11 protein-coding genes are annotated in these 13167 nt (G+C 42.2%); 3 read left to right on the plus strand and 8 right to left on the minus strand.

Going from position 1 to position 13167, the window contains the following annotated elements; translation table 11 throughout:
- Nucleotides 1-18: 18 nt before the first annotated feature.
- The gene (locus NZ848_RS06250; protein WP_259014803.1) at nucleotides 19-1335 is read right to left on the minus strand and encodes a hypothetical protein; all 1317 of its coding nucleotides are present in this window, start codon (nucleotides 1333-1335) and stop codon (nucleotides 19-21) included.
- Nucleotides 1336-1629: 294 nt separating this feature from the next.
- On the opposite strand from NZ848_RS06250, the gene NZ848_RS06255 reads away from it, so the two are divergent.
- From NZ848_RS06255 to infB, 3 genes are all read left to right on the plus strand, one after another.
- Nucleotides 1630-2106 carry a ribosome maturation factor RimP gene (locus NZ848_RS06255; RefSeq protein WP_101728545.1) on the plus strand — a complete coding sequence of 159 codons (477 nt, stop codon included), beginning with the start codon at nucleotides 1630-1632 and terminating at the stop codon, nucleotides 2104-2106.
- Nucleotides 2107-2199: 93 nt separating this feature from the next.
- Nucleotides 2200-3444: a transcription termination factor NusA gene (gene nusA, locus NZ848_RS06260; RefSeq protein WP_101728546.1), complete on the plus strand. Its 1245-nt coding sequence runs from the start codon at nucleotides 2200-2202 to the stop codon at nucleotides 3442-3444.
- Between the two features lie 115 nt (nucleotides 3445-3559).
- Nucleotides 3560-6850, plus strand: coding sequence for a translation initiation factor IF-2 (gene infB, locus NZ848_RS06265; protein WP_259014804.1), 3291 nt, complete (start codon nucleotides 3560-3562; stop codon nucleotides 6848-6850).
- 68 nt (nucleotides 6851-6918) lie between these two features.
- Here infB and NZ848_RS06270 read toward each other — a convergent pair whose 3' ends face one another.
- From NZ848_RS06270 to NZ848_RS06300, 7 genes are all read right to left on the minus strand, one after another.
- A complete protein-coding gene (locus NZ848_RS06270) occupies nucleotides 6919-7311 on the minus strand; it encodes a DUF1398 domain-containing protein (protein ID WP_259014805.1) in 393 nt (130 codons plus the stop codon).
- Nucleotides 7312-7391: 80 nt separating this feature from the next.
- Nucleotides 7392-8429, minus strand: a complete 1038-nt coding sequence (locus tag NZ848_RS06275) for an aldo/keto reductase (RefSeq protein WP_259014806.1) — start codon at nucleotides 8427-8429, stop codon at nucleotides 7392-7394.
- 231 nt (nucleotides 8430-8660) lie between these two features.
- Nucleotides 8661-9425, minus strand: coding sequence for a type I methionyl aminopeptidase (gene map, locus NZ848_RS06280; RefSeq protein ID WP_259014807.1), 765 nt, complete (start codon nucleotides 9423-9425; stop codon nucleotides 8661-8663).
- A gap of 135 nt (nucleotides 9426-9560) precedes the next feature.
- Nucleotides 9561-11126: a ribonuclease Y gene (rny, locus tag NZ848_RS06285; protein WP_253534591.1), complete on the minus strand. Its 1566-nt coding sequence runs from the start codon at nucleotides 11124-11126 to the stop codon at nucleotides 9561-9563.
- 152 nt (nucleotides 11127-11278) lie between these two features.
- Nucleotides 11279-11575 (minus strand): cell division protein ZapA, encoded by a 297-nt coding sequence (locus NZ848_RS06290; protein WP_259014808.1) that lies wholly within the window; start codon nucleotides 11573-11575, stop codon nucleotides 11279-11281.
- A 32-nt stretch (nucleotides 11576-11607) separates the two neighbouring features.
- Nucleotides 11608-11988 (minus strand): hypothetical protein, encoded by a 381-nt coding sequence (locus NZ848_RS06295; RefSeq protein WP_259014809.1) that lies wholly within the window; start codon nucleotides 11986-11988, stop codon nucleotides 11608-11610.
- The gene (locus NZ848_RS06300) at nucleotides 11988-13157 is read right to left on the minus strand and encodes a trans-sulfuration enzyme family protein (RefSeq protein WP_259014810.1); all 1170 of its coding nucleotides are present in this window, start codon (nucleotides 13155-13157) and stop codon (nucleotides 11988-11990) included. The genes NZ848_RS06295 and NZ848_RS06300 overlap by 1 nt, the downstream gene beginning before the upstream one ends.
- Between the last annotated feature and the right edge of the window lie 10 nt (nucleotides 13158-13167).

The following is a 13167-nucleotide window of genomic DNA, read 5'->3' on the forward strand; positions in this document are numbered from 1 at the left end:
TTTTCAGCCCCATTTTTTTTATTTTTTTGTATCAATTAAATCGGCAGGTCTTATCTGATTACTCAATAACCATCTGAACACTTTCCAACGTTTAGCCGGGTTATCGGCCGTGCCGCCTTTAGATTCAATATAGGATTTAACAATATCTTGCCCGTAGTTATAGTTAATTACGTAACTTCTATACTTATTAATAAAGGCTACATCCTTTTTAGACAAGTTGTCTTCTCTTAATCCGTATGTTTTCAGCCATTTGGTTTGCTCTGCCGAGTTAAAAGTACCGTCAACAATACCACGTGCTACTTCATTACGTGCATAGGCCAACCGCGATTTCAGCGCCAGCGCCTCCATATACAAATCAGTATTTTCAGTTTTAAGGCCAGCCAGCGGTAAAAGTACTTCTTTCAGAAACTTATTTTTTTCGCTACCCGGAAAAGCCACCTCTATACCATAATTGGCGCTGCCTTCAGCAATTAACGATTGCGGGCTAAACAACGGATACAAAGCAATTTCTACCTGATGTTTATCTTTATACAAGCTCTTTTCAAGCATCATATTATATACATGGTGCCCCGGATACCCCTCATGGCAGGCAAGGTCTATGGCGCGTTCTATAAAAATAGGCATATCTATACTTATCTGAATTTTGCTCTGGTAATTACCCTGATACCAGTTATAGCCAGACCACGGTTTTCCGGTTACGTATTCAATCGTGAAATTCTCATTGGCAGGTAGCTCATAATGCGCCAGGGTGCGTTTGCGTGCCTCGGCAATGGCAGTTTTAAACACAGTATCTACTTTTGCTTTCGGAATAACAAACTGGCTGGCAAGTTTTTCAAAGCGGCTCGTAACACTGCCAGACCCCGGCAGAAGACTGTCTAGCCTGGCCAATAACTGCTGGTAATGGCTCTCAGGATACACAGGAGCAACCACCCCAAACAAATCTTTCGATTCCTGATCAAAGCTCTGGTATTTCCCCGAGTAAATGTTAATTCTTCTTCCAAATGCTATCAGCTGGCTGTTCATCCATTTGGCCCGTTTGGCCAGGGTGTCATTTGTTACCGTTGAATTGAACTCAATTAATTGCCCGATAAGACCATTTACCTGACGCAAGAGGCTGTCTTTCGGAAAATTAGCTTTGGGTAGCCCGGTAGGTTTGAGCGAATCTGGTCCGTAATAGGCGTCAACAAAGTCGGCATCGTATTGTCCGATTGTAAGGCCAAGCCTAATATACTTTTCGGCAAGTAGATTTAGTCTTTGAGCCGAATTATCAGTATCAGGATGGTCTTTGCAGGCTATTGTGCAAAGAATTAAGAAAAGCAGGAATAATTTTTTCATGAAATAAAAGATTTTTCAAGCGATTACAGGTGTAGTTAAACTATCAGTAAATGGGTGCAAAGAAATGAAAAAATAAATAATTAGTATAGTTATTCATAATGGCCGCAAGCATATTACTATAAAAAGTAATATTTTGAGAATATACAGGCCATATTTAAGAACCAAATTTGCAAAAAACGAAATATTTCTTTATCTTTGCGTTAGAATTGTGAAAAAGGAGGAGCGAAGCCCTCCTTTTTTCGTTGGTTACAAGTAAGAACTATTTTGGCTGAAGAAGGGCGAAGAATTGAATAAATGAGCACAGATTACAAACAGAAAATAGAGGAGCTTCTGCAACCGTTACTAGAAAACGATAAGTTTTTTGTGGTGGATATCAAGGTTTCTATGTCCAGAATCAATAGTAAAGTGACAGTTTTGCTAGATTCTGATGAGGGAATTATGATTGACCAATGCAGCGAAATAAGCCGTAAACTGGGCAAAGACCTGGACGAAATTATGCCAGATAAATATACCCTTGAGGTGTCGTCGCCGGGCATTGATTTCCCCTTAAAAAGTGAAAGGATGTACCTTAAAAACGTAGGCCGCACATTAAAAGTTGTTCTAAATGACGGAAAAGAAATGAAAGGTAAACTGGAGGGTCTTGCTAACCGGGAGATTACCATCATTGAAGATAAAAAGCGTACAGGCAAAGCTAAAAATGAACCTGTAGAACCAGTAATTATTTCATTAGATAATATCAAAGAAGCACAAGTAGTTATTTCCTTTAAATAAAAATAAAAAATTAAGAAATTTGATTTAATGAGTTTTGATGAATGAAGCGAATCATTCACTAAATCAACAAAATCGCTAACTCATGAACAGAATATGCACAGCGGAGAGTTAATTGCATCGTTTTCAGAATTTGCCCGTGAAAAAAACATTGACCGTCCAACCATGATTAAAGTTCTGGAGGATGTGTTCCGGACAATGATTCGTAAAAAATTCGGTACTGACCATAATTTTGATGTTATCATCAATGCCGACAGCGGCGACCTTGAAATGTGGCGGACACGTGAAATTGTGGATGACAACTCTGAAGATATCTGGGATCCTGACAAAATTATGTTGTCTGAAGCCCGCAAGATTCAGCCCGACTTTGAAATTGGTGAAGAAGTAGCTGATGAAGTAAAACTGGAAGATTTCGGGCGACGTGTAGTACAAACTGCACGCCAGACGTTAATCCAGAAAATTAAGGACCTTGAGAAAGAAATGCTTTATGCCAAATATAAAGATTTGGTTGGTGAGCTGATAATAGTTGAAGTTTATCAGATTCTTGGCAAAGAACTGGTTTGTTTAGATGCTGAAAGTAATGAACTGGTATTGCCGAAATCAGAGCAGATTCCGAAAGACCGCCCAAGAAAAGGAACCAGTATTAAGGCAGTTGTTCATAAAGTAGAAATGAATAACGGAACGCCCCGCATTACTTTGTCGCGCACGTCGCCGGTTTTCCTTGAGCGTTTATTCGAGCAGGAGATTCCTGAAATTCTTGATGGCCTTATATCAGTACGCAAAATTGTTCGCGAGCCGGGTGAAAGAGCCAAAGTGGCTGTGGAGTCTTATGACGACCGCATTGACCCCGTAGGTGCCTGTGTAGGTATGAAGGGTTCTCGTATCCACACAATTGTACGTGAACTCGAAAATGAGAATATTGATGTGATACAATGGACTGACAATCTGAATCTTTTGATTTCAAGAGCGCTTAGCCCGGCTAAAATCAGCAGTATTCAGGTAGATAATGAAAAGAAAAGAGTTGCTGTTTATCTGAAACCAGACCAGGTTTCTTTAGCCATCGGTAAAGGTGGTATGAATATCAAACTGGCAGGTAAACTTGTGAATATGGAGCTTGATGTATTCCGTGACCTTGAAGGAGAAGAAGAGGAAGAAGACGTTGACCTGTCTGAGTTCTCTGACGAGATCGAGGAGTGGATTCTTGATGAGTTCCGTAAGATTGGTCTCGACACAGCGAAATCAGTTCTGGCGCTTTCAAAAGAGGATATCGCTCGTCGTACCGAACTTGAAGAAGAAACAATTGCCGAAGTATTTGAAATTTTGAGTAGAGAATTTGAATAAGACTAAGGAACAGCAGACCATTAAATGGTGTTATCTGATTGGTATAGGTCTTTAAAATTCTTTCTTAGATAAATCCGGCAACTCAAAATAACTCAACAGATTTTAAATTTAATTTATGATAGAACAAAAAGAAATGCGAATAAGCCTTGCGGCCAAAAAACTTAACGTTGGTATTGCCACCATCGTAGAGAAACTGGCTAATAAGGGGCATCGTATTGATAACAATCCTAACGCCAAACTTAACTTTGAGCAATTGAATATCTTGTCGAAAGAATTCAGTAATTCTTCTTTGCTTGAAGAAAGTGTGGCTGCAAAACCTGTGGAGGATTCTAAACCTGCATCAGGCAATACGGATATTCTTTATTTTAGAGACCAACCAAAAGGTGACGAGAAAAAAGCAGATAATACCCCTGAACCTGCTCCTGTTAAAGAGGTGGAAACGATTCGTGCAGAACAAAAACTGCAGGGGCCGGTTATTTTAGGGAAAATTGATCTGGACAGAAAACCATCTGCACCAGTAACACCAGAACCTCAAAAGACTGAACCTGCCGCGGAAGAAAAACCCAAAGCAGAGGTAGTGCCTGTTGCAGAGACTAAAGAGGTTGCCGAAAAGCCTGCTGCTGCACCACCAAAAGTAGAGGATAAACCCGTGCAGGCGCCGGAAGCGAAGGAAGAATCGCCGAAGGCTGTTGAACTGCCAAAAGCAGAGGCCAGACCAGCCGAAGTAGCTAAAGAACCAACTCCTGCACCGCAAGATGTGCAGAACAAAGATAATCAGCCCAAAAGAGAATATCCTCAAGGCCGTAATAACCCTCAGGATAGAGATAACACTCATGGGCGTCCTAATCAGGACAGACCCGGTCTGGAACGACCCGGTCAGGATAGACCCGGTCAGGATAGACCCGGTCAGGATAGACCTGCTCAGGACCGTTCAGGTCAGGACAGACCTGGAAACTGGAACCAAAACAGACCCGGTCAGGAACGACCCGGTCAGGACAGACCCGGTCAGGACAGACCCAATCAAGACCGACCCGGTCAGGATCGACAAGGCCAGGGGAATAGAGACCAGAATCGTGGGCCAAGACCTCAGCAGTCTGGTCAGGGCGGTTACCAACAAAACAGGCCTGCCGCTGAACAAAGACCGCAACAAGGCCAGCCGCTTAACAAGAAGCCTGCTGCTGCTCCAGCACCTAAGGAAGAGGAGGTTGAGCCAGAGTTAATTCAGGCAAGAGGAGAAAAACTTCAGGGGCTGAAAGTTTTAGGCAAAATTGAATTACCTGTTGAGAAAAAATCTACCCCGGGTTCGGCTGAAGACCGCGATGCCAAACGCAAACGCAAACGTAAACGCGTGAAGAGGGCAGAAAAAGTTGATAGTGCAGATTCTGCTGCCAGACCTAAAGTGCCGGGTGCACCGGTTGCTGCTGGCGCTGCTGCTGCTGCCAAAAAAGGTACTGACCCTAAGAAGAAAAAAGAACGCAGGGAAGAGGTGTCTCAAACCGAGGTAAAAGAGCAAATCAAGCAAACGATGGCTCGGATGCAAACCAAAGGCCCTGACTTTGGAGCAAAATACCGTAAGGATAAGCGGAAGATGCGTGCTGAACAGGAAGAGCAACGTATTGCACAAGAGCAAGAAGACAGCAACATCCTGAAAGTAACTGAATTTATATCGGCTTCAGAGCTGGCTTCTATGATGGATGTGTCTATTACAGAGGTTATTTCTGCAGCCATGAAGATGGGTATGTTTGTATCCATTAATCAACGTCTGGATGCAGAGGCAATTCAAATGCTTGCTTTGGATTTTGACTTCGACGTTCAGTTTATTTCAGCCGAAGAAGAGGTGCAGTCTGACGTAATTGATAAAGACGCAAACCTGCAAGATATAGACCCTCGGGCACCGATTGTTACCATTATGGGTCACGTTGACCACGGTAAAACTTCGTTACTTGACTATATCCGTCGTGCACGTGTGGCAGCCGGCGAAGCCGGGGGTATTACCCAGCACATTGGTGCCTATTCTGTAGAAATGAAAGACGGCCCGAATAAAGGCAAGAAGATTACGTTTCTTGATACGCCGGGTCACGAGGCCTTTACGGCCATGCGTGCCCGTGGTGCCAAAGTAACCGACGTTGTAATTGTGGTAGTTGCCGCTGACGACAGCGTGATGCCACAAACACGTGAGGCTATTAACCACGCACAAAATGCAGGTGTACCTATTGTTTTTGCTATCAATAAAATTGACAAACCTGGTGCAAACCCTGCTAAAATCAGAGAAGACCTAGCCAAAGAGAATATTCTGGTTGAAAGCTGGGGTGGTAAGTATCAGGAGCAGGAGGTATCTGCCAAACAAGGAACAGGTATCAGCGACCTGCTAGATAAGGTATTGCTTGAAGCCGAGTTGCTTGAACTGAAAGCGAATCAGGAAAGATCAGCTATTGGTACAGTAATTGAGGCTTCGCTGGATAAAGGACGTGGTTATGTAGCCACCATACTTGTGCAGAACGGTAAACTTAAAGTGGGTGACATTATTCTGGCAGGCCAATATTTTGGCCGTGTAAGAGCAATGGTTGACGACCTGGGTGTTAAAATAAAAGAGGCCGGGCCATCAACTCCTGTGCAGATTTTGGGCTTACCAGGTGCACCACAGGCCGGTGATAAGTTTAATGTGATGGAGTCTGAACGTGAGGCGCGCGAAATTGCCAACAAGCGTGAGCAGATTATCCGTGAGCAAAGTTTAAGAGCAAGAAAACACATTACGCTTGAAGAGATTGGTCGTCGTAAGGCAATCGGTGCTTTCCATCAGTTGAACGTAATTGTAAAAGGTGACGTGGATGGTTCAGTAGAAGCCTTGTCAGACTCACTTTTGAAACTATCAACAGAAGAGGTACAAGTTAGTATTATCCATAAAGGGGTAGGGCAGATTTCTGAATCAGATGTAAACCTTGCTTCTACTGCCGATGCAATTATCATTGGTTTCCAGGTGCGTCCGTCAAATAATGCCAGAAAAATAGCTGATCAGGAAGAAATAGAAATCAGACTGTATTCTATCATTTATGATGCCATCAACGAAATTAAAGATGCAATGGAGGGCTTGCTTGCACCTAAGGAAGAAGAAACCATTGTTGGTTCGGTTGAGGTAAGAGAAATCTTCAAGATTAGCAAAGTTGGTACTATTGCCGGTTGTTATGTTACAGATGGTAGCATTAAACGGAACAACAAAGTACGGGTTATCCGCGAGGGTATTGTTATTCACGAAGGTGAAATATCTCAGTTGAAACGTTTCAAAGATGATGTAAACGAAGTGAAAACCAATTTTGAGTGTGGTTTGAGCGTGAAAGGCTTCAATGATATTGAAGTAGGAGACACCATCGAGAGTTTCGAAATTAAAGAGGTTAAACGTACACTTTAAAAGTTTAAGTGTATACCAAAATAAAAACGAGGCAGTCTTTTCAGATTGCCTCGTTTCTTTTATACCGGTTAAACTTCAGGTATGGCTTCTATTATTAATTCATGACCCTTTTTAACAAAGTAAGTACAAGTAAGGTTTATTACATCTACCGCCCATTTTTCTATGCCGGTTACAGCCGCGTGCCTGCAAAAAGTAAAATAGTCGCTTTCACCTTTTTGATGCGCTTTCAGATAGGCATTAAACAATTCTACATTACTTTCGTCAGCAATTGCCAGCACTTCATATTTTGGCTCAGATATGGCTGTAATGGCATCTGCACCTACAAAATCGGTATGACCATCAATTACGTAAACGGTGTAATACAAAACACCAAGACCTGCTATTTCTTTAATATACAATGGGAAATTGGCCCCACTTTTTACTTTGGCATGCGCTTTTTTTATCTGACCTAGTGTAAACATTTTATTGTTGTTTTAAAGTTTACACAAAGGTCAGCAACTATGAGGTTCTGTAATTGTAAAAAAACGTTTACCTGCTTTGTTTAATAAAATTTTGGTGGCGGGTTCAGGGTCAGATTCTGGCGTTGGTGCCAATATGGATAAACTGGCGCAATTTCGCTGGCTTTATCAAGCCTTTGAAGCTGCTCGGTGGTCAGGTTCCAACCAATTGCGCCAAAGTTTTGTTTAAGTTGCTCTTCATTGCGTGCCCCAACAATTATGCTCGACACCGTTGGCCTTTGTAAGACCCAGTTAATAGCTACCTGAGCCACTGTTTTTTCTGTTTCTGCGGCTATTTCTTCTAGTACGTCTACTACATTATACAATAGCTCGTCATTCACTACTGCCGATGGAATTGGGCTGCCACCTTGTGCCACGCGTGCATCGGCCGGTTTGGGTTGGTTCCTTTTATAGCGCCCACCTAACAAACCTGCCGCCAACGGCGACCAAACAATTGCGCCAATTTTCTGGTCTATGCCTAATGGCATTAGTTCCCACTCATAATCTCTGTTGGCCAGTGAATAATATACCTGATGAGCCACGTAGCGGTTCCACCCGTATTTTTCAGAAACCGCAAGCGATTTCATTAAATGCCAGCCAGAAAAATTAGAAGCCGCAATATATCTTATCTTGCCGCTTTGTATCAGGTCATCAAGGGTTCTCAAGGTTTCTTCTACGGGTGTATTACCATCAAAACCGTGCATGTGGAAAACATCAATGTAATCGGTTTTTAGGCGTTTCAGACTGCCTTCAACTTGTTTCAATAAATGAAAACGGCCTGAGCCCTGGTTGTTTGGCCCCTCACCAAAAGTAAATGTTGCCTTTGTAGAAATGAGTAGTTTGTCTCTTTTGCCTTCAATGGCTTTACCCAGAATCTCTTCTGATAGCCCTTGCGAGTAGATGTCGGCAGTATCAAATAGATTAATACCTGCTTCCAGACACAAATCTACCAGTCTGGTTGCTTCTTCTGCCTGTGTGCTTCCCCAGGCTTTAAAAAACTCGGTTCCACCGCCAAATGTGGCAGTACCAAAACTTAATACCGATACCTGCAAGCCTGATGCCCCTAGTTGTCTGTATTCCATTTTATTATAATTTAGTGATTGAGTGATTGAGTGATTGAGTGATTTGTGAATGAGTGAATGAGTGAATGAGTGGTTTAGTGTTTTTTTAGGTTTGACATAATTATTTTCATCTACATATTCGGTGGTATAGATTAGTTCTTTTATGGATTAATATTAAACTGATCTGATGATTTGCATTTTCAATAGTAAATAAAATACATTACTACTAACTAACTCAGTCGCTCAATAAAATCACTCCCAAATGCCGTTCATTTCTGTCAGAATTACCGGTTTGTCTGCTGTTACCACAATTGTATGTTCGTGCTGTGCCACGTAGCCGCCTTTGTTGCCCAGGAGAGTCCATCCATCGGCTTGGGTATCTGCCATTGTAGAGTGGGTGGAAATAAAGGTTTCTACTGCTACAACCGAGTTTTTTTTGAATCGTTGGGTGTTGTAGCGGTCATAATAATTGGCAATTTCGTGGGGCTCTTCATGCAGGCTTTTGCCTACACCGTGGCCTGTCAGATTTCTGATAACTTTAAAGCCAGCCTTTTTAGCTTCTGTTTCTATGAGCTTACCAATATCAGCAATTTTTACTCCACCTTTAATCTGGCTGATGGCTTTTTTTAAGATACTTTTTGATGCCTCCACCAGTTGTGTATGATGGTGGGTGTCGGCGCCCAAAACAAAAGAACCACCGTTATCAGACCAATACCCATTCAGTTCAGCAGATACATCTATATTGATTAAATCTCCTTCCTGAAGCACTTTTTTCTCTGAAGGGATACCATGTGCCACCTCATTATTAACACTAATGCAGGTAGTACCCGGAAAACTGTAGGTAAGCAAAGGCGCAGATTTGGCACCTAATTTTGCTAATATTCCAGCACCATAATCATCTAGTTGTTTGGTTGTCATGCCGGGTTTGGCATAATTACGCATTTCTCTGAGCGTAATGGCTACTGCCTCGCTCACATTTTTCATTCCTTCCAGTTCTGCTTCTTTTGTGATAGACATGATTTACAGAATTATGCTTTTTGTTTTTTAACAATTGTATCCTGGTTATGATTCATATTCCGGAACTTGTTTTTGCAAATAGGCTACCAACAAAAAAGGCGTTGATTCCAACGCCTTTTTTGTTACTGATAAAAATTATTTTGCATAAGCCACGCTTCGCATCTCTCGTATTACCGTTACCTTTATCTGGCCCGGATACTGCATTTCTTTTTCGATGCGTTGCGAAATATCAAACGATAGTTTGCTGGCTATTTCGTCGGTTACGTTTTCAGAGTCAACTATCACACGTAGTTCGCGGCCTGCCTGAATGGCGTAGCATTTTTCAACACCACTAAAAGATAGCGCCAGGTCTTCCAGGTCACGCAAACGTTGTACGTAAGATTCCATCATTTCGCGTCTTGCACCAGGGCGAGAACCAGAGATGGCATCACAAACCTGAACAATTGGTGAAATCATTGAGGTCATCTCAATTTCGTCGTGGTGGGCACCAATCGCATTGATAACCTCAGGGTGTTCTTTGTATTTTTTGGCAAGCTCCATACCCAGCAATGCGTGGGGTAGTTCCTGCTCTTCGTGCCATACTTTGCCTATGTCGTGCAAAAGACCGGCACGCTTGGCAAGTTTGGCATTCAAGCCAAGTTCTGCGGCCATGGTGGCACACATTTTAGCTACCTCGCGTGAGTGTTGCAGTAAGTTTTGCCCGTAAGATGAACGGAAACGCATCCGGCCAATCATTCTGATAAGCTCAGGATGCAGCCCGTGTATTCCTAAATCAATTACGGTACGCTCACCAATTTCAACGATTTCATTCTCAATGTCTTTTTTGGTTTTGCCCACTACCTCTTCAATACGGGCAGGGTGGATACGGCCATCCTGCACCAGACGGTGTAGCGACAAACGAGCAATTTCACGACGTACAGGGTCGAAACTTGAAATTACAATGGCTTCCGGGGTATCATCAACAATTACCTCAACACCCGTGGCCGCTTCAAGGGCACGGATATTACGGCCTTCTCTACCAATGATTTTACCTTTTACTTCGTCGCTTTCAATATTGAATACCGACACACAGTTTTCAATGGCCTGCTCAGAGGCTGTACGTTGTATGGTTTCAATAATTATCTTTTTCGATTCCTTAGTGGCAGCCAGTTTAGCCTCTTCAATGGTTTGTTTGATGTAAGACGACGCCTTGGTTTCAGCCTCACCCTTCAGGGCATCAATCAATTGTTGTTTGGCCTGGTCTGCTGTCAGGTTAGCTATTTTTTCTAATTGTTCAACCTGTTGGTTCAACATTCTATCAGCCTCTTCCTTACGCTTGTTGGCAGCTTCAATCTGTTCATTCAGTTTGTGCTGCAGTGTATCCAGTTCGTTTTCTCTGCGTTTGTTTTGCTCAAGCATCTGGGCAGCCTGCTGTTGCATTTGCTTTACCTTCTGCTCATTCTGAATAATGATGTTCTTGCGTTTGTTGGCCTCTTCGTCAAACTCCGACTTTAATTTCAGGAAGTGTTCTTTGGCTTCCAGAATTTTGTCTCTTTTAATGTTTTCGGCTGTTTGCTGGGCATTTTTTAGTACTTCATTGGCACGTATTTCGGCGTCTGCCTCTTTGCTTTGGAATGTTTTTTTAATAAATGCCCTGCCTACAAAGAAACCTATTACCAAAGCTAACAGGTCTGAGAAGAGCATAGTGATGATTTCTGACATCAAATTATATGTTTAAAAATTATGAATGTTACAAAAACCATTTTTGCAAATAAGGTTTTTACACCCGGCTACTGCGGGATTTGATAAAAACGCAACAAAAATGATTTAATGACAGGCTAGCAGGAAAGCGCGTTTGAAGAAATGAAGAATTTTTAGTTTAATGAAAGGCGATTGCTGAGTTCTTCCAGCCGTTTATCCAGGTCTTCCTGTAATAAAAGATATTTATCCTGGTTTTTTTGGTTTTCAACTATCCCCTCAATGGCTATGATTATCAGGAAATCAAGGAAATCCATCATAGCATCTTTATTATTATTAATATAAAAACTCAGGCGTTGATTGACAAGGTCATTGGCTTTGCGAAAATAAGGCTCTAACTCCGGCTGAACCTTAAGCGTAACAACCCTCCGAAGCACTGTTAGGTTGATTTCTATTTTTTCATTATCTGCCATTGTTTGCCTTTTCTCAGGGCCTGTTATATTTTCTATTCCTCGTTTAACAACTCAACGCACGCATCAATCTCTCTTATTAAATCTTCTATTGTTTTCTTCAATTGTGCTTTTTCTTCAGACTGTCGTACTTTATTTGCTACAATTTTAACACTTTCTTTTTTAATTTCTTTATTTTTTTCAATAAATTCTTGATTCCGTTGCTTTAATTTTAGTTTTTTTATCTCCTCGTCCTTCTGGCTTATGATTTTTTGCAAATCTTTTAACTGAGAGTTAAGCAATTGAATACTGTCTTTTGATTGTTTATTTTCATAAATCAGTTTGTCGGTAAGTTGGCTGAAAATAGTAAATGCCCGGATGTTTTCTGCTTTTACTATTTCGGCTATATATTCTTTTTCGACACTAAGCTTCCTCATTACATACTCTTTTTAGCTGCCTGTTTAAAATCTGCAATAAGGTCTGATACATCTTCCAGGCCAACCGAAACCCTTATCAATCCTTCTGTGATACCCAGTACTTCTTTATCTGCCTTGGGTAGTTTACTATGAGTGGTGGTATTCGGGTTGGTAATGATGGTTCGGGCATCACCCAGATTCGAAGATAAAGAAACTATCTTTAAAGCCTGTGTAAATCGGTTTACACGTTCAAAGCCTCCTTCCAGCTCAAATGTAACCATTGAGCCTCCGGCTTTCATTTGTTTTTTTGCCAGTGCATACTGCGGATGCGACGGCAGATGAGGATATTTTACATTGATTATACCCGTCATTTTCTCAAGCGCTTTAGCCAGTTTCAAGGCATTCTGGCAATGTCTTTCCATGCGTATCTCAAGTGTTTCAAGACTTTTTGATAATACCCAAGCATTAAAAGGCGACATTGACGGCCCCGTATGGCGGCAGAAAAAACGAACAGGTGCGATGGTTTCTTTGGTGCCGGTTATAACTCCACCCAATACACGGCCCTGACCATCCATAAATTTGGTAGCAGAGTGTACAATCAGATTGGCACCGTAATCGGCCGGATTATGGATAATCGGGGTAGCAAAGCAGTTATCTACATAGTAAATCAGGTTATGCCGTTGCGCTATTTGCCCAATCATGGCCATGTCAACCAGTTCAAGACCCGGGTTTGATGGGGTTTCCAGATAAATCATTCTGGTATTGGGTTGCACGGCTGCATCCCACTCAGCCTCAGAGGCTGTGGCATCAAGGTAAGTATAAGTAACGCCCCATTTAGAAAGTATCTGTGTAAGAATCTGATGCGCCGACCCAAAAAGCGCTCTTGAAGACACCACGTGGTCGCCCGATTTAAGGTGTGCGGCGAATCCGGCAAAGACTGCGGCCATACCCGTAGCTGTGGCAATGCCGTCTTCACAGTTTTCGAGCATACAAACTTTATCCACAAACTCCTGAACCGAAGGGTTCGAAAAACGTGAGTAAATATTGCCTTCAAGGGTTTCGTCAAAAAGAGCTTTGCCTTGCTCGGCGTCTTCAAAACAGAAACTACTGGTCAGAAACAAAGGTGTAGAGTGCTCTCTGTATTGCGAGCGCTTGGTCTGTATCCGTATTGCTTTTGTTTGCTTTTTCATTATTCGCTGC

The organism is Emticicia fluvialis, assembly GCF_024793945.1.
Lineage (GTDB): Bacteria > Bacteroidota > Bacteroidia > Cytophagales > Spirosomataceae > Emticicia > Emticicia fluvialis.